This is a genomic window from Amycolatopsis sp. SB7-3 (genome assembly GCF_041021335.1).
In the GTDB taxonomy this organism is placed as follows: Bacteria; Actinomycetota; Actinomycetes; order Mycobacteriales; family Pseudonocardiaceae; genus Amycolatopsis; species Amycolatopsis japonica.
Genome location: NZ_JBFPJQ010000002.1, coordinates 458,418 through 475,514, shown reverse-complemented (window position 1 = coordinate 475,514; position 17,097 = coordinate 458,418). Strand labels below are relative to the sequence as shown.

Below are 17,097 nucleotides of genomic sequence, written 5' to 3'. Positions count from 1 at the left end.
GGACGAAAAACGTCCTGAACGGCCCTTTCATGACATCCGGAAGCTAGGAAAGGACGCCGTCCAGCAGCCGGACCCTCCGGTCCGCGATCCGGTGCACCTCGTCGTCGTGCGTCGCCACGATGACCGCGGCACCCTCTTCGGCGCAGCGCCGCAACAGCCGCAGCACCCGCGGCGTGCTCCCCGCGTCCAGATGCGCCGTCGGCTCGTCGGTGAGCAGGACCCGGGGCCGCCCGCTGACCGCCCTGGCGAGCGCGACGCGCTGCTGCTGCCCGAAGGAGACTTCCAGCGGGTAGCGGTCGCCGAGGTCGCCGATCCCGAGCTCCTCCAGCAGTTCCGAAACCCGCGTGTGGATGTCCTTCGCGCTGGGCTTGGGGATGTCGGACCGGAGCCGCAGCGGCAACGCCACGTTCTCCGCGATCGTCAGTTCGTTCGCCAGGCCGAGCGCCTGCGGCAGGACGGCGCAGGTGTGCCATGGCGGCGCGCCCGCTATCGGGACACCGTCCAGCAGGACACTGCCGGAATCGGGCGAGTCGAAACCGCACAGCAGGGCCAGCAACGCGCTCTTGCCGGAGCCGGAGCGGCCGGACACGGTGACCAGCTCACCCGCGGCCACCCGCAGTTCGAGCCCGCGCAGGACTTCGACGTCCCCGCTGGGATGGGGGAACCGGCGGCGCAACCCGACGGCCTCGAGGGCGGGTTCCGCCATCACGGCACGACCTCCCGTTCTTCGACCTTTTCCAGTCTGCCCTTGTGCATCCGCGCCACCCGGCTGCCGAGTTCGATGAGCCGGTCGTCGTGCGAGGCGACGATGACGGCGAAATCCTGACCCGCCAGGTACTTCAGGGTGTCGAGCACGCGGTCGGCCGAGGCTTCGTCCAATTGGGACGTCGGTTCGTCGGCGAGTACGACGGTCGAGCGGCGAGCGAGCGTGCAGCCGAAGGCGAGACGCTGCTGCTGCCCACCCGACAGCGCGGAGATCCGCCAGCTGCCGGTCCCGCCTAGCCCCAGCTGATCGAGGATGTCGTCGGGCAGGCATTCGGTTCCGGCCGATTCCGCCGCCGCGCGGAGATTGTCGGCGACACTCAGATACCCGAGCAGGTTGTCGGTCGGGTTCTGGAACACCAGGCCGAGGTGGTGCCGCCGCAGTGCCCGCCGGTCGCGATGCCGGAGCTTTCCGGTTTCGGTGCCCTGGAAGGAGATCGTGCCCCGCACGGGCTGCTCGAACAGGCCGAGCGTCCGCAGCAGGGTCGACTTCCCGGAGCCGGACGGCCCCGCCAGCACGGTGATGCCGCGCGCCGGGATGTCGATGGTGACGTCGTCGACGCCGGTCACGGTGCCCGCCGGCGTCTGGTAGTCGACGCCGATGCCGCGGAGCCGGAAGATCGGTTTCTCAGGCACGGATCAACTCCGCGGTCCGGGCGGTGCGCACCGAGCGCATCGCGATCCAGCCCGCCAGCGCCACGACGAGCACACCGACGGCGAGCACGGTCAGGGCGAGCGGGGTCGGGTCGGGAAGCGCCGATTGCGGCGGCAGGAACGTCGCCGGGTCGAAGCGCGGCACCGAAAGTCCCGCGACCGACACACCGCAGACGACGCCGATCACCACGGCGAGCCCGCTGAGCGCGCCCAGTTCCATCAGGTGACTCGCCAGCAGGGCGCGAGGCCGCATCCCCATCCGCAGCACCAAGGCCCCGGCCAGCGCGTTCTGGCGACGGCGGACTTCGACCGCGACCAGGAGCGACAGCACCGCCACCACACCGAGCACGGCACCCAGCAGGGCCATGAACGAGAACGTCCACGACACCACGTAGAACGGGAGCGCGTCGAGCGCGGACTCGCGGGTGACCCGGTTGACCGCGGTCATCACCCCTACGGAGGCCAGTGCCTCGGTCACCTGCGTCATCGACGAGCTGGACAGCAGGCTCCACTTGGGCACGGAGCGCAGCTGCGCCTCGCTGAGCGAATCCCGGGAGACCACGTACCCGGCCTTGGTGCCGATGATCGGGAACATCGGCAACTCGCCGACCGCCCTGGCTTCCCCGAGACCGGCAGGCAGCGTGGCCTTCTGGGCGGGGTCGTTCCCGATCCGGATCGCGGGGACACCGGCGCCGGGGCTCGACAGATCGCCCAGCAGCCGGTCGACCTCCGCTCCGTCGAGCGGGCCGAACGTGGCCGCCTGCCGGAACGTCCGCGGATCCACGACCAGCACGACGTTGCCCGCACCGGTCAGTTCGCCGACGATCGCGGTGCTGCCGGTGATCGAGTCGGGCAGCGCGACCTTGCCGGTGCCGACGACGCTTTCGGTGTCGACCCTGGTCTCGGCCCCGACGAAGATGGCGGACTTCGTCTGCAGCGCCTCCTCCTGGCCTCGGGCGATGCCGATCCCCGTGGCCAGCGTCCCGATGGCCAGCGTGCCGATCACGAGCACGCCGGTGACCGGGGCACGGGCGCTGGCGAGCCGCCGGATGGCCAGTTGCAGCGCGGGCCGGGACCACAGGTGCGCGCGATGCGACGCGTGCAGGGCGAGCCAGGCCAGCCGCGCGGCGACGATCCCGACGGTGAGCACGACGAACACCGGATAGGTGAGCGCGAGCGGATCGACCTGGGGGAGCGGGTTGCCGATCCGCGATCCCTTGCTGTAGTCGACGAGCCGGTTCCAGCCGAGCAGGGCGACAGCGGCGGTGAGCAGCTCCCACGGGAAGAAGGCCAGGAGCTTCACCTTCTTGCGCCGCCCGGAGCGGACCCGGCCGAGTTCGAATTCCCGATGGGTGCGGACGGAGATCACGCCGGCGAGCAGCGTGAGCGAAACGAGCAGGATCGCGGCCGCGACGAGCGACCCCCACAGTGTCGCCCCGTCGTTCAGCTCACCCGGTGGTCCGTACACGCCGAGCAACAGCCGGGCCAGTACCGCGCCCGCCGCGCCGCCCGCAACGATCGGGAGCCCGAGCTCGGCCACCGCGAGCAGTCCGAGCGCTCCCGGGCCGCTGCCGCGGGCCGACAGCAACCTCAGCTGCGGATGCCGCCGCTGGTACCACTGCAGGGCGACCGTGCCGATCCCGGCGCAGCCGACCAGGATGCTGATGGCCGCGAGCGGCAGGATCGAGATCAGGACGTTCGATTCCGCCTGGTTGCTGATCTCCACGGAGCGCTCGAACGGCAGCGACCCGGTGATCGCGTCACCGAGGCCGCGGGAACCCAGATCCGCCTTGACCGCGGCGATGAGCGCTTTCCCTCGTTCCTGGAGATCCTCGGCCTCGCCCACGGTCTTGGGCGGGGCCCCGTAGAACGACATGTGGAGCGTCTTGATCGTCGGGATGTCCAGCGCGCGGACCGTGTCGTCGAAGGTCTTGCCGTCGTTGGCGAACATGACCGAGTCGAGCGGGTCGTTGGCGAGCCTGCTGACGACGGCGTTCCGCTGTTGCGAGCACCACCAGCGCGGCGCGGGATCGGGAAGGTCGCGGTACAGCCCCGTCACCGGGGGTATCGGGGTGCCCTTGATGCTCGGGGTGGCGCCGGGCTTGATGTTCTCCGCCCCGGCCACGACGGTGCCGAGCAGGAAGCCGGCGCCCGTCGAGCCGCCCGCCACATCGAGATGGCCTTGAAGCGCCTGATCCCGATGAGCGAGGACGACCTTGTAGTTGGGGTCGCCGTTGAATTCGGTGCCGAAGAGGTACGGCGTGTAGCGGGAGGTGACCGGCGCGGGGAAACCGTGCGCCGGCGCGTTCCGGCGGACCGAATCGATCACCTGCGGAGCGACCGCGGCGGGGACGTTGTCCTTGCTGAACACGGGCCCGTAGTAGTCCGGGCACACGATGTCGGACTGATACGTGACCGCCGCGCCGCCCGCGGCCGAGGCCTGCAGGACCGCTGCCGTGCCGAGGAAACAGGCCAGCAACGCGGTCACCGCGGCGATGATCAACGTCAGGGGACTGGTCAGTGCCGCCCTCGGAGCCGCTCGCCACGGCATTGTCACCCTGGGCCCGCCGGGAGCCCCCCACCTCACCCGCATGGATACGCACGCTACCGGTCGAGGCGCCCGGGCGACAGAAAGAAATCACCGTTTGTTGCTGACGTGAAGTAAGGGATGGTCCATTGTGGTGATACGGGTGCATGTCTACTGACTGTCCGTCACCAGCTGATCGATCGGTGTGGCCTCACCCGCCTCGCACTCCGCCGAGAATGCGGTTTCTCCGAGCGCCGCGACGACGACGCCGGTGATCCGGTCGACGTCACCGCGTTCGGCCTTCGGCAGGGGAGCGCCCACCGAACGCCGGGAAGCCGCCGCCGCACCCAACAGCCGCGCGGCCAGGCGATACGCGCCGGCCGCCGCTTCCGCGCCGGCGAGACCTTCGAGGCCGAGTGCGATCGCACGGGGATCTTCGCTGTGGCGTGCGATCGCGAGGCCGTCGAGCTGGAGTCGTTTCGCCGTCGCCGCGTCTCCGCGCTGTTCGGCGATGAACCCGAGCTCGGCGAGGACTAGGGTGCTGCCCGCTTCGGACTCCACGCGGCGGTGCCAGTCCAGTATGGACAGCAGCCGCTGCTCGGCCTCGTCGAACAGTCCCTGGCGTCGCGCGCCGAGCGCGAGCCCGGTTTCGGCGTAGACCTCAGCGGGTTTGAAGCCGTGTTCGACGGCCAGCGTCCTCGCCCGCTCGTGGAACTCCCTCGCCTCGTCGAAGTCGCCCATGAGCAGCGCCGTCCGGCCCAGCCAGGACAGTTTGTAGGCGACTTCCGGCCACAGCTCGAGTTCCTCCGCGCGGCGAAGGCTTTCCCGATGGACGCGAAGGGCGTGCTCGTAGTCCCCGGCGATCGAGGCCAGCATGCCGAGGACGAACGACGCCTGCAGCCAGCCCCAGCGTTCGCCGAGTCCGTCGAAGGTCGCGGCGCTCTGTCCGGCGACCCGGCCGCCTCCGGTGAGGTCGCCGCCAGCGATAAGATGGGACGCCCGGTCGCTCAGCGCCGCCGCGGCACTCCAGTCGTCGCCGATGTCGCGGGCGGTTTCCCACGCGTCGAGGGTGAGCTTCTCCGCCCGGCACAGGTCGCCGACCGTCGACCACGCGTAGCCGAGGAACCACGACATCCGCGCCCGGACACCGGGATCGGCGATACCCCGCACGGTCTCGTCGACGGCGGCGTCCGTGCCGGTGCCGTCGAGCACGGCGATCCCGGTGCGCCAGCCGAGCGCCTGGGCGTACTCGTCACCGGCGTCGATCTCCATACCGAGCACGAGGTCCAGCGATCGCCGGGCCTCGGTGAGCCGCCCGCGCAGGAACCAGAACCAGGTCGTCGCGTTGACCAGCCGTGCCGCGAGCCGTTGTTCTCCTTGCCTCGACAGCGTTTCCAGTGCTCGCCGGGTGTTGGCGCCCTCGGCGTCCAGCCTGTCGAGCCAACGGCGCTGCTCCCGGCCGCGCAACCCGACGTCACCACGTTCGGCCAGCTCGACGTGGAAACGGGCGTGCCGCAAGTACAGATCGTCGAGTTCGCCCGCTCGCTCGGCATGCTCCAGGGCGTACGCCGAAACGGACTCCAAGAGCCGGAACCTCGGCTCGCCGGACCTGCCCGGCCTGCTGACCACCAACGACCTGTCGACGAGGCGGGACAGCAGATCCAGGACGTCCCCGGCGGCGATCTCACCGCCCGCACAGACCGACTCGGCCGCGTCGAGCCCGCACCCCTCGGCGTGGACGGCGAGCCTGCGCAGCACGATCTGCTCGGGCTCGCTCAGGAGGGTCCAGCTCCAGTCGATCATCGCGCGGAGGGTCTGCTGACGGCGCGGCCCGCCTCGTCTGCCCGAGGACAGCAGGCCGAACCGGTCGTCCAGGCGGGCGAGGAGCTCGTGCACGCCGAGCGTCCGGACCCGGGTGGCGGCGAGTTCGAGCGCCAGCGGGATTCCGTCGAGGGTGCGGCAGATCCGGGCGACCACCGCCGCGTTCTCCGCGTCCAGCGCGAACCCCGGCGCCGCCGCCTCGGCGCGGGCCGCGAACAACCGGACCGCGCTCGATTCCCGCACGGCGGCGAAATCCGGGTGCTCGGGCAGTTCGAGTGGCGGCACCGCCCAGACGTTCTCCCCCGGCAGCCCGAGCGGTTCCCGGCTGGTGGCGAGCACCCGCAGCCGAGGCACCGCCGCGAGCAACCGCTCCACCAGCGCCGCGACCGGCTCGACGACGTGCTCGCAGTTGTCGAGGACTAGCAGGATCTCCTTGTCCCGTAAGGCGGCGGCCATCGACTGGGTCAGTGTTCCGGTGGACGTCGCCTCCTCGCGAAGGTCCAGTACGGCCGCGACGACCACGGCGACGAGATCCTCCGGCGGGCACGTCGGGCACTCGACGACGTCCAGACCCGCGAGCTCGACGAGCCAGGTGCCGTCGGCCATCGTGAGCCGCGACGCGGCCTCGATGGCGAGCCTGGTCTTGCCCACACCGCCAGGGCCGGTGAGGGTGACCAGCCGCGCGTCGGTGAGGAGCGCCCCGACCTCCTTGACCGCGGTCGTGCGGCCGATCAGCTCGGTCAACGCCTCAGGAAGGTTTCCGCGCACCGGCTCGGCGGCGCGAGCGGTCTCGAGCTCCGGGCTGCGGGTGAGGATCGCCTGGTGCAGCGCCGCGAGGTCCGGTCCCGGTTCGAGGCCGGACTCGTCACGCAGGCGGGCCCGCAGCTCGGCATACGTTTCGAGCGCCTCGCTGTGTCGCCCGGCCGCGTACAACGCGCGCATCAACAGGCCGCGCATCCGCTCCCGCAGCGGATTCCGCGAGACCAGACCGGCCAGTTCCCCGGTGAGGACGCCGTGTTCGCCGAGCGCCAGCCGGGCTTCGGCACGGTCTTCCTCAGCGAGCAGCCTTTCCTCTTCCAGCCGCTGAGCGGCGGCGACTGCGAAGGGCTCGTCCTCGAAGCCGGCATAGGCCGGCCCTCGCCACAGCGCCAGCGCGTCTGCCAGCAGGGCCGCACGAGCTCGCGGGTCGACCGCCTCGCGGGCGCGGGCGGTGAGCGCGCGGAACCGATGGACGTCCAGCTCACCGGACTCGACGGCGAGAACGTAGCCGGCCGGTTGGTGCGTCACGAGCTCCCTGGCGCCCGGCTCGGCCCGGTCCAAGGCGCGACGCAACTGGGAGACCTTGGTCTGCAGGGTGTTGCCGGGATTGCCCGGCGGGTGCTCGCCCCAGAGATCGTCGGTCAACGACGACACCGACGCCGCCCTGCCCTCGCGCGACAGCAGCGCGGCGAGCAGGAGGCGGACCTTCGCCTCGGGCACGACGACGGGCTCGCCCGCGGTCGTCCACGCGGCGAGCGGCCCCAGCACTCCGAATCGCACGAAACCGACGTTAGCGCGGACCACCGACAAGACCGTGCGTGAACCCGCAGCGATCCGTGCGCGGGCCGCGTCACGGTGGTCCCATGAGCGAACACGGAAAGACCCCGGTGACCGTGCTGGGGCTGGGCGCGATGGGAACCGCGCTCGTAGAAGCACTACTGGCGGCGGGCCATCCGGTCACCGCCTGGAACCGGACCGCGAGCCGGGCCGAGGCGGTGGCTGCGAAGGGAGCTTCGGTCGCTTCGACCATCTCGGAGGCTCTCGCGGCGAACACGATCGTGATCGCCTGCCTGCTCGACTACGACTCGGTGCACGAGGTCCTGGACCCGGTGGCGGCGGAGCTCGAGGGACGGCAGCTGATCAACCTGACCAACGGCACCCCCGGCCAGGCCCGTGAAATGAGCGCTTGGGCGGAGGGACTGGGCGCGGCCTACTTGGACGGCGGGATCATGGCCGTCCCGCCGATGATCGGCACGCCGGCGGCGTTCGTCTTCTACAGCGGATCGGGCACCGTCTTCGGCCACGCCCGCACCGCGCTCGACACCTTCGGCGGCGTCAACTACCTCGGCGCCGATCCCGGACTGGCGCCGCTGCACGACATCGCGCTGCTCAGCGGGATGTACGGATATTTCATCGGCGTCATCCAGGCGTACGCGCTGGTCGGCTCGGCCGGAGTCAAGGCGCGGGAATTCGCGCCGCTGCTGCGCGGCTGGCTGGACGCGATGGGCGGCTTCCTGGAGCGCTCGGCCGAACAGATCGACGACGGCGACTACGTGACCGACGTCGTGTCGAACATCGGGATGCAGGCAGCCGCCTACCCGAATCTCGCGCAGGCGGCGAAAGACCAGGGCATCAGCGCCGAGTTGCTCACACCGCTCCAGTCGCTGATGGACAAGCGGGTCGCCGGCGGACACGGCGCCGAAGACCTGATCGGCGTCATCGAACTCCTCAAGAAGTAAGGAAGAACAATGATCACACTGATCGGGCTCGGCCCGATGGGACAGGCCATGGTCCGGGTGCTCCTGGAGAACGGCCACGGAGTGACGGTCTGGAACCGCACCGCCGCCCGCGCGGACGGCGTCGTCGCCGCCGGTGCCGTGCGTGCCGAGACTCCGGCGGACGCGGTGTCGGCGTCGGAGCTGGTGCTGTTGAGCCTCACCGACTACGCCGCGATGTACGACATCCTCGGGAAAGCGGAGGACGCGTTGGCGGGCAAGGTGATCGTCAACCTCAGCTCGGACACCCCGGAGAAGACCCGCCAAGCCGCCGAATGGGTCGAGGCCCGCGGAGCGCGGTTCGTCGCCGGCGGAGTGATGGTGCCCGCCGAACTGGTGGGCAAGGACGAGGCGTATGTCTTCTACAGCGGCCCCACCGACGCGTTCGAGAAGCACCGCGACACCCTGGCGCTGATCGGGCGGCCGGACTACCTCGGCGAGGACGTGCGGCTGGCACAGCTGTTCTACCAGGCGCAGCTGGACGTCTTCCTGACCTCGCTTTCGGTGTTCATGCACGCGAGCGCGCTGGTGCGCTCGGCCGGGGTGCCGGTGGAGAAGTTCCTCCCGTACGCCAAGGACAACTTCAAGATGATGGATTTCTACCTGGACGCCGCGGCCGAGCAGATCGAGAAGGGCGAGCACCCCGGCGACGAGGCCAACGTCACGATGATGGGCGCGACGGCCGACCACATCGTCGAGGCGAGCCGGGACGCGGGGATCGACCTTGCCCTGCCGGAGGCGATCAAGTCGCACTACGACCGGGCGATCGCCGCGGGCCACGGGCGTAGCTCGTGGACCAGCCTGTTCGAGATCATCAAGGCCGACGTCAAGTAGGCGCTGTCTTGGGTACCTGGTGATTGTGGGCCGTTGGCCGCAGGTCCGTGAAGGCCTCCTTGCCTACCCTGAAGGTAGGGAAGGAGGCCTTCACGGACTTCAAGCGGGCAAGGCGGCGGTGACGTGGTGGGGCGCGTGTGCCACCCGAGACCACTGTCCACAGTGGTCACTTTCCGGGTGGCATACGCCTGGTTTATGTCTGTAAGTCCGGTTTCGCGGAGAGTCGTGAGTGGCAAAGAGGGTTAGAACGACAATTGCCACTCACGACCCCTGGGCAATACTGCGCAAAGTGCCCAAAACCGGCACTCTGGATCTCGAATCGTGTCCTATTTGGACAGCCTCCTCAAGAATCGTCCTCAACACTCACCACGCCCAGCACCTCCAGAAAGGCCTTCGCCGCCGGAGTGACGGTGAAGCGGTTCCAGACCAGGTGCTCGATCCGCGCGGGCGCGTCCCGCACCGGCACGGTGACGACGTCGGTCAGGTTCGGCACGTACTTCGACGGCAGCAGCGCCACCCCCAGTCCCTGATGGATGAGCCGCGCCATGAAGTCGGCGGCGGTCACCTCGAACGCGACCTCCCGCGTCACCCCGGCCGCGGCGAACGCCTGATCCGTCTGTGCCCGCCCCGCCGATCCCGACGGGAAGTCCACGAACACTTCGGACGAAAGCCGCTTCAAGTCCACTTCCGACTCCGCGGCGAGCGGATGTCCGGGAGCCACCACGGCGATCAGGTCGTCGCGCCCCAGTTCGCAGGTGGCCACGCCGTCCGGCCGATCGGTCACCGGGAGGCCGAGGAACGCCACTTCGATCGCGCCGTCCTTGATCTGCTCGACCAGTTGCCCGCTCGCCCCGACCCGCAGTCCGATCCGGACGTGCGGGTACCGGCTGCGGAAGGTCTGCAGGGCGGCCGGGACGTCGACCGCGGCGACGGTCGGGATCACCCCGACGGTGAGCCGTCCGCGGATCTCGCCGACGGCCGCCGCGACCTCCGAACCGGCCCGTTCGGCGGCTTCGAGGCATTGCCGGGCGGCGGGCAGGAACGCCTCGCCCGCGGCGGTGAGCCGCACCCGGCGGCTCGTGCGTTCGAACAGCTTCGCGCCGAGTTCGCGTTCCAGCCGGGCGATCTGGTGACTCAGCGCCGACTGCACGACGAGACACCGTTGCGCGGCCAGCGTGAAGCTGTTCGTCTCCGCCACGGCCACGACGTACCGCATCTGCTGAAGCTCCATGGATCCATCTTGAATCACGATGGATCAAGTGACAAACATGTGTTGGACTCATTGATCCGCAAGGCCGAAGCTGAGAAGCGTGAAAACGCTGACGACCACACCGCTCGCCGCCGGTCTCGCCGGTACCGCGCTGACCGCCTTCGCTCCCATGGTCTGGGGGACGACCTACGTGGTCACCACCGAACTCCTCCCGCCGGGGCACCCGCTGTTCGCCGGGCTCATGCGCGCCCTGCCCGCCGGCCTCATCGCGCTCGCCATCACCCGCACCCTCCCGCGCGGCACCTGGTGGCTGAAGGCCGCCGCACTCGGCGTCCTCAACATCGGGATGTTCTTCCCCCTGCTGTTCGTCGCCGCCGAACGGCTGCCCGGCGGAGTCGCCGCCACACTCGGCGCCGCCCAGCCGCTGCTCGTCGCGATCCTCGCCGTGGCCGTACTTCGGCAGAGCCCGTCCGCGTGGCGGTTCGCCTGGGGGATCGTCGGGATCGTGGGTGTCGGGCTGGTGGTTCTCGGGCCGGCCGCGGGCTTCGACGTCCTCGGCGTGATCGCCGGACTCGGCGGCGCCGCGACGATGGCACTCGGCGTCACGCTCACCAAACGCTGGGGACGCCCCGCGGACGTGGGGCCGACAGCCTTCGCCTCGTGGCAGCTCACCGCGGGCGGCTTGTTCCTGGTGCCGGTGACCTTCCTGTTCGAAGGGGCCCCGCCCGCCATCGACCTGAACGCGGCTCTCGGCTACCTCTGGCTCGGCCTGATCGGCGGCTTGCTCGCCTACGTCCTGTGGTTCCGCGGTATCACGTCGCTGCCGGTCACCTCGGTCGCCGTTCTCGGCCTGCTCTCGCCGATGGTCGCCGCGCTGCTCGGCGCCGCGCTCCTCGGTCAGTCGCTCGGCCCGGTCCAGCTCGCCGGGTTCGCGCTCGCCCTGGCCTCGATCGTCGCGGGCCAGATCACTCCGAAGGGTGCCGTCCGATGAAGATCGCCGTCGTCGGAGCCTCGGGGATGACGGGTTCCCGCGTCGTCGCCGAAGCCGCTTCCCGTGGACACCACGTCACCGCCGTTTTCCGCAGTACGCCGCCGGAATCTCCGCATCCGGGCGTCGAGGTCGTGCGCGGTGACGCCACCGATGTCGATCGGATGAGCGCCGTCTTCGCGGGAGTCGACGCCGTCGTGAGCGCGACGAGACCTCGGCCCGGCGCGGAAGACACCGTCGCCGCCACGGTCACGACGCTGCTCGACGCGGCGGCCGGCACCCGTGTCCTGGTGGTCGGCGGCGCGGGGCCGCTGCGTTCGCCTTCGGGCGGGTTGGTGATCGACGATCCGGCGTTCGTCCCGGCGGCGTGGCGGACCATCGCCTCGGCCAGCACGACGCAGCTCCAAGCCTGCGAAGCGCACACAGGCGACTGGGTCTATCTCAGCCCGCCCGCGCTCCTCGAGCCCGGCGTCCGGACCGGGACCTACCGGCGAGGGACGACGACCATCCTGGCCGCGGCGGACGGATCGTCCCGGATCTCGGTGGAGGATCTCGCCGTCGCCATCGTCGACGAACTCGAGAATCCGGGGCGGGACCGGCATTTCACCGTCGGCTACTGAAGTCGGGCGGATCGCCGGGGGAGGGCGTTTCCGGACTCCGCTCAGCCTCGATCTGGATCTCGATGTTCGTCTTGTGCGCGATCGGATCCCAGATCTCCTCGATCGGCGCGAGCAAGGACTGGCTGACACCGCAACGCCGGGCACGCATGGCGTACCACGCGAATCCGGCCAGGAAGAGGGGAAGGCTCAGAAACGCCGCCACCGGTGCCAGGAAGTCCATGCGGACGACGGTACAGTAACGTCGCGTTTCCAGAAACACTCCGTTACTGAATGCGAGACGATGACCAGGCTGACGCGAGCCGAGCAGCAGCGCCGCACCCACGAACACCTGCTGGCAGCCGGACGCCAGGTCTTCCTGCGGCGCGGCTTCCTCGCGGCCACGGTCGAGGAGATCGCGGCCGACGCCGGGTATACCCGCGGCGCCGTCTACAAGCACTTCGGCGGCAAGGAAGGGCTGTGGCTGGCGATCATCGAAGCCGACGCGGACGGCCATCTGCGGGGACTGCGCGAAGCGCTGGCTCAGGCCACTTCACGCGACGAGGTGATCGCGGCGTTGAACCCCGTCGACGTCGCGGACAAGGACGCGGCGAAGTGGAGCGCGGCGGCCGCGGAGGTGCTCGCGGCAACGGCGCAGCAACCGGAAACCGCCGCACTGGTCGCGGCGATCCAGCGACGCCACGACGACGAAGTGGTCGCCCTGCTCGCCGAACACACCCGTCGCCTGCGTCTCGAACCCGCCCTGCCGCTGGATCAGGCCGTCGTCATGCTCGGTGCCCTGGGCATCGGCCTCGCGCTGCGTCAGACGGTCGCGCCCGCCGCGGATCCCGCCGCCATCCTCACCCACGCGCTGGACACGCTTTTCCCGCCCTACACTCGGGAACCGTGATCGATTCCTTCACCACCGCCGACCTCGTCGACGAACACGGCGACCGGCTGCGCGTCTGCGACACCCAGTTCCGGCAGTTCGGCGGGCACCGGGCCTTCTCCGGCCCGATCCGCACCGTCTCCTGTCACGAGGACAACGGCCTGGTCAAGAAACTCCTGGCCACCCCGGGTGACGGCGCCGTACTGGTGGTCGACGGCGGCGGTTCCCTGCACAGCGCGCTCACCGGCGACATGATCGCGAAGTCCGCCGTCGACAACGGCTGGGCCGGCATCGTCGTCAACGGCGCGGTGCGCGACAGCGCCGAGCTCGCCGGGCTCCCGCTCGGGGTGAAGGCGCTCGGCACCAACCCGCGCAAGAGCTCCAAGGCGGGCGTCGGCGCTGTCGACGTTCCGGTCGGCTTCGGGGGAGTGACCTTCACTCCCGGCGACACGCTCTACTCCGACGACGACGGCGTCGTGATCCTTCCCGCCGCCTGACCCCGCTCAGACGACGATGACCCGGCGGCCGCGGGTGTGCCCGGCATGGCTGTCGGCATGTGCCGCCGCGGCATCGGCGAGCGAATAGGACTTCTCGACCGGGATGTGCAGCTTCCCCCGCGAGATGAGGTCGACGGCCTCGGCCAGCGCGTCCGGCACGCTCCCGGCCACACCGGAGAAGCGGACGCCGAATTCGGGCGCGCCGAGATCGGCGATCGAGAGGACCCTGCCCGGATCCCCGGTCAGCTCGACCAGTTCCGCGAGCACGCCTGACCCGGCCAGATCGAGGGCGGCGTCGACCCGGCCCAGCCGCCGCACCCGGTCCACCCAGCCTTCGCCATAGGTCGTGGCGAGCGCGCCCAGATCCCTTAGATAGTCCTGGTTCGCGGCGCCCGCCGTGCCGATCACGGTGATGCCGCGTTCGCGCGCGATCTGCAGTACCGCCGAGCCGACCCCGCCGGACGCGCCGCTGACCAGCAGCGTCTCGCCGGCTCGCACCTCGGCTTCGCGGATGAGCCGTAGCGCGGTCTCGACGACGGACGGATATCCGGCCGCCTCCTCGAAGGTGAGCCCGTCGGGCATTACCGCCCAGGCCGACAGCACGGCGAACTCGGCATAGGTGCTCGAACCCTCGCCGAACACGGAGTCGCCGACCGCGACCCCGTCGACGCCTTCGCCCACCTCGTCCACCACGCCGGCGGCGTCGAGGCCCACGCCGGACGGCAGCACGGTCGGATGTGCGCCGAGAACCTGGCCTTCGCGGATTCTCCAGTCGACAGGGTTCACTCCGGCCGCTCGTACGGCAATACGCACCTGGCCGGGGCCCGCGTGCGGTTCTTCGGCGTCGACGAGTTGCAGGACTTCCGGTCCACCGAACTCGGTGAAGATCACTTGCTTCATGCGACCGACCGTAGCACTAACGGTTAGTGTTTTGGAACGGTTATTGTTTCGTATCTGGTAGCTTCACCGCATGACAGCGCCGACCGGACGTCGCGAGCGGAAGAAGGCCGCGACCCGTCAGAAGATCGCCGAGACCGCCTTGCGGCTTTTCCTGGAACGCGGGTACGACGCGGTCGGCATCCGCGAAGTGGCCGCGGAGGCCGACGTCGCTGTCACGACCCTCTTCTCCCATTTCGCCTCGAAAGAGGCTTTGGTGTTCGAGCAGGACGCGAACTTCGAGCAAGGCCTCACGCGGGCGGTCACCGAACGGCAGGCTGGAGAGCCGCTCGTCCCCGCACTGTGCCGTGAGGTTCACGCGATGGTGCGGCATTGCACCGCGGAGGGCGCCGCCCCAATCTGGCGGATGATCGACGGATCGCCCGCGCTGCGGGAGTACGAGGACGCGATGAGGCTGCGCCACGCGGAGTCGCTGGCAGCGGCCATCGCGGCCGATCCGGAGTCGGCGCGGTCCGCGACCGCCTGCCGGACCATCGCGAGGTTCGTGCTCGACGCCTACTCGATCGGCAGGGAGGCGGCCGATCCGGAGGCCGCGGTGGACGAGATCTTCCGGATGATCGAAGCGGCTTGGGAGGTCACCGGAGCATGCTGACCCAGGTCGCGAACGGTGTGCTGGTCCACCAGAGTGCGCTGCTCCGCAACAACACGATCGTCGTCGACGGCGAGGAAGGCGTGCTGCTCGTCGATCCCGGGATCACCGAAGACGAGATGGCCTGCCTCGCGAACGACCTGGCCCAGTCCGGACGGAGCGTGGTGGCGGGTTTCGCGACCCACCCCGATTGGGATCACGCGCTCTGGCACGCCGCGTTCGGCGACGTACCCCGCTACGGCACGGACCGCTGCGCCGCCTACCTGCGCGATCTTCGGTCGAAAGAGGACTGGAAGGCCGACTTCGCCGAAGGGCTGCCACCGGAAATCGCCGGTGAGGTGCCGTTCGAGCTGTTCGGTCTCATCACCGCTCTGCCCGCCGGAAGCACGCGGATTCCCTGGAACGGCCCGGAACTGCGGATCGTCGAGCATCCGGCCCACGCTCCCGGCCATGCCGCGCTGGTGATCGAGGGGCACGGGGTTCTCGTCGCCGGCGACATGCTCTCCGACGTCCTGGTGCCGATGTTCGACGACACCGCCGATCCGCTCGGGGACTACCTGGCCGGGCTCCGGCTGCTCGAAGAGGTGGCCGACGACGTCGAGGTCGTCGTGCCCGGCCACGGGGCCGTCGGCGGTCCCGGCCAGACTCGCGCACGGATCGACCTGGACCGGGCGTATGTCCACGCCGTGCGCGACGGCCGTACTCCCGACGACCCGCGGCTCGGCTCGTCGGCCGAACCGGGATGGGAGTGGGTGAGTGATCTGCACGCCGGGCAGGTACAGCGTCTCACTCAGTCTTTCGGCATGAGACAGAGTTCGCGTGACTGCCCCGAAGTGAAGTCGTAGACGACGGGGTTGCCGTACTCGTAGCCGGGCACGGCGTTGCAATCCGAGCCGGAACTGCTCGAAAGCTGTGCGATCACCGTGTAGTTCGCGGAACCGTCCGAACAGTGCACCCGCACGGCGCTGGAGCTGAACGCGCCGTTGGAGCCGGCGTCTTCGTCGGCCGACAGGCAGTCTCCGGCCTGTGCGGAAAACGGGTCGGGGTCGACCTCGGGGGCGCTGCCGCCGGTGACGAGCGCGACGGTCACCGCGATCGCTCCACCGGTGACGACGAGCGCCCCGGCGGCGATGCCGACGATCAGCCCGGTGTTCGGCGTCTTCTTCGGCGGTGCGACGGGGTACTGCTGCCAGATCGGCGACTGCTGCTGAGGGTAGGTCACGTCCTCAGGATCGTCCGCGTCGATGAAATTCCGATGACACGGCTCATTTGCGGGCGACGAGCCGCTCCACCAGCCCGAGTTTGAACCGCTGCCGCTGTTCGACGGCTAGGCCGAGCTCGCCGATCTTGTCGAACGGCCGCCGGAGGAAGTGCTCGCCGGCCATCGGCACGGTGATCTTCTCGGCGATCCATTGCAGACCGCGGACCGCGCGGGACGAACTCACGATGTGGTCGAGCAGGATGAGCCTGCCGCCGGGCCGGAGCACCCGGGCCATCTCCCGCAACGCCTTGCCGTCGTCGGGGATGGCGCAGAGCCCGAGCGTGCAGACCACGGTGTCGAACGAATCGGCGTCGAAAGGCAGGGCGTGCGCGTCGGCGCGCCGTAGCGTCACCGGATGGCCGAGGCGTTCGGCGCGGCCGCGGGCGATGGCGAGCATCCCGTCGCTGAGGTCGATGCCGGTGAGCGTGACCCCGTCGGGATAGAGCGGCAGGTTCAGGCCGGTCCCGACGGCGACCTCGAGGACGTCGCCGGTGGCCTGTCCGCAGGCCCACGCCCGCGAATCACCGAAGAGCTTCCGGTCCATGAACTGCATTTCCCGGTCGTAGTTGCGGGATTTGCCGTCCCAGTACCGGTTCCACCGTGCGGGCGGGGTCATGGGGCTCCTTTCACTCCATCGAGGAGGGAGACCAGGGTTCGGCACCGATTCGGGTCGGCACGCGCGGGACAGTACAGCCATCGCTGATATGTCAGCAACGGCTGAGCCATGACCCGACGGAGTGTCCGGACGCCACCCTCTGTTTCGTCGCTGTCTGTCAAGCCAGTGGCGAACGAGGACGCGGAGGTGACCCGAAAGAGTCCGGTGTGGCCACTCCAACGGCCGTGTCGCGGGCACGGCGGGGAGTTTCGGCGCGGCCCCGCATGACACCTCAGAACAATTGCTGGCCCGATTGCGTGGCGGACATAAAGCGCCGAGTGACGTGAACAAAAGCTTTCCTGCGCAATGGGAAAATCGGCATT

The 17,097-nt window shown here is 69.8% G+C and carries 17 protein-coding genes; 8 read left to right on the top strand and 9 right to left on the bottom strand.

Annotated elements, in window-relative coordinates; genetic code table 11:
* Positions 1-43 precede the first annotated feature (43 nt).
* The 4 genes from AB8M46_RS20430 to AB8M46_RS20415 all read right to left on the bottom strand — a co-directional run bounded on the left by AB8M46_RS20430 (position 44) and on the right by AB8M46_RS20415 (position 7,303).
* On the bottom strand, positions 44-706 hold the full coding sequence (locus AB8M46_RS20430) for an ABC transporter ATP-binding protein (protein WP_037338216.1): 663 nt from the start codon (positions 704-706) through the stop codon (positions 44-46).
* A complete protein-coding gene (locus AB8M46_RS20425; RefSeq protein WP_037338214.1) occupies positions 706-1,398 on the bottom strand; it encodes an ABC transporter ATP-binding protein in 693 nt (230 codons plus the stop codon). Before AB8M46_RS20425 ends, AB8M46_RS20430 begins: the two co-directional genes overlap by 1 nt.
* Positions 1,391-3,967 (bottom strand): FtsX-like permease family protein, encoded by a 2,577-nt coding sequence (locus AB8M46_RS20420; protein ID WP_394361190.1) that lies wholly within the window; start codon positions 3,965-3,967, stop codon positions 1,391-1,393. Before AB8M46_RS20420 ends, AB8M46_RS20425 begins: the two co-directional genes overlap by 8 nt.
* A gap of 147 nt (positions 3,968-4,114) precedes the next feature.
* Entirely contained in the window at positions 4,115-7,303 is a 3,189-nt protein-coding gene (locus tag AB8M46_RS20415) for a BTAD domain-containing putative transcriptional regulator (protein WP_394361189.1), read from the bottom strand.
* Between the two features lie 83 nt (positions 7,304-7,386).
* Between AB8M46_RS20415 and AB8M46_RS20410 the strand changes: the two genes are divergently transcribed.
* Together AB8M46_RS20410 and AB8M46_RS20405 are read left to right on the top strand one after the other, a co-directional pair.
* On the top strand, positions 7,387-8,262 hold the full coding sequence (locus AB8M46_RS20410; protein WP_394361188.1) for an NAD(P)-dependent oxidoreductase: 876 nt from the start codon (positions 7,387-7,389) through the stop codon (positions 8,260-8,262).
* A gap of 9 nt (positions 8,263-8,271) precedes the next feature.
* Complete coding sequence (locus AB8M46_RS20405) at positions 8,272-9,132, top strand: NAD(P)-dependent oxidoreductase (protein WP_394361187.1); 861 nt, start codon at positions 8,272-8,274, stop codon at positions 9,130-9,132.
* 343 nt (positions 9,133-9,475) lie between these two features.
* On the opposite strand, the gene AB8M46_RS20400 is transcribed toward AB8M46_RS20405, so the two are convergent.
* Positions 9,476-10,363, bottom strand: coding sequence for a LysR family transcriptional regulator (locus AB8M46_RS20400; RefSeq protein WP_394361186.1), 888 nt, complete (start codon positions 10,361-10,363; stop codon positions 9,476-9,478).
* Positions 10,364-10,442: 79 nt separating this feature from the next.
* Between AB8M46_RS20400 and AB8M46_RS20395 the strand changes: the two genes are divergently transcribed.
* A complete protein-coding gene (locus AB8M46_RS20395) occupies positions 10,443-11,333 on the top strand; it encodes an EamA family transporter (protein WP_394361185.1) in 891 nt (296 codons plus the stop codon).
* Positions 11,330-11,950, top strand: coding sequence for an NAD(P)-dependent oxidoreductase (locus tag AB8M46_RS20390; protein ID WP_394361184.1), 621 nt, complete (start codon positions 11,330-11,332; stop codon positions 11,948-11,950). The genes AB8M46_RS20395 and AB8M46_RS20390 overlap by 4 nt, the downstream gene beginning before the upstream one ends.
* Here AB8M46_RS20390 and AB8M46_RS20385 read toward each other — a convergent pair.
* The gene (locus tag AB8M46_RS20385) at positions 11,934-12,170 is read right to left on the bottom strand and encodes a hypothetical protein (RefSeq protein WP_394361183.1); all 237 of its coding nucleotides are present in this window, start codon (positions 12,168-12,170) and stop codon (positions 11,934-11,936) included. The genes AB8M46_RS20390 and AB8M46_RS20385 overlap by 17 nt on opposite strands.
* 60 nt (positions 12,171-12,230) lie before the next feature.
* Here AB8M46_RS20385 and AB8M46_RS20380 point away from each other — a divergent pair, with 60 nt between their 5' ends.
* Both AB8M46_RS20380 and rraA read left to right on the top strand, forming a co-directional pair.
* Positions 12,231-12,836 (top strand): TetR/AcrR family transcriptional regulator, encoded by a 606-nt coding sequence (locus AB8M46_RS20380; RefSeq protein ID WP_125733882.1) that lies wholly within the window; start codon positions 12,231-12,233, stop codon positions 12,834-12,836.
* Entirely contained in the window at positions 12,833-13,312 is a 480-nt protein-coding gene (rraA, locus tag AB8M46_RS20375) for a ribonuclease E activity regulator RraA (RefSeq protein WP_125733883.1), read from the top strand. The genes AB8M46_RS20380 and rraA overlap by 4 nt, the downstream gene beginning before the upstream one ends.
* Positions 13,313-13,318: 6 nt before the next feature.
* Here rraA and AB8M46_RS20370 read toward each other — a convergent pair whose 3' ends face one another.
* Positions 13,319-14,212 (bottom strand): NADP-dependent oxidoreductase, encoded by an 894-nt coding sequence (locus tag AB8M46_RS20370; protein WP_394361182.1) that lies wholly within the window; start codon positions 14,210-14,212, stop codon positions 13,319-13,321.
* 70 nt (positions 14,213-14,282) lie between these two features.
* Here AB8M46_RS20370 and AB8M46_RS20365 point away from each other — a divergent pair, with 70 nt between their 5' ends.
* Positions 14,283-14,861, top strand: a complete 579-nt coding sequence (locus AB8M46_RS20365) for a TetR/AcrR family transcriptional regulator (protein ID WP_394361181.1) — start codon at positions 14,283-14,285, stop codon at positions 14,859-14,861.
* Positions 14,855-15,703, top strand: coding sequence for an MBL fold metallo-hydrolase (locus AB8M46_RS20360; protein ID WP_394361180.1), 849 nt, complete (start codon positions 14,855-14,857; stop codon positions 15,701-15,703). Before AB8M46_RS20365 ends, AB8M46_RS20360 begins: the two co-directional genes overlap by 7 nt.
* Here the strand turns inward: AB8M46_RS20360 and AB8M46_RS20355 are convergent.
* Together AB8M46_RS20355 and AB8M46_RS20350 are read right to left on the bottom strand one after the other, a co-directional pair.
* Positions 15,649-16,080 (bottom strand): hypothetical protein, encoded by a 432-nt coding sequence (locus AB8M46_RS20355; protein WP_378425370.1) that lies wholly within the window; start codon positions 16,078-16,080, stop codon positions 15,649-15,651. The two genes, AB8M46_RS20360 and AB8M46_RS20355, sit on opposite strands and share 55 nt — an antisense overlap.
* Before the next feature lie 43 nt (positions 16,081-16,123).
* Positions 16,124-16,735 (bottom strand): class I SAM-dependent methyltransferase, encoded by a 612-nt coding sequence (locus AB8M46_RS20350; RefSeq protein WP_394361179.1) that lies wholly within the window; start codon positions 16,733-16,735, stop codon positions 16,124-16,126.
* Positions 16,736-17,097: the final 362 nt, after the last annotated feature.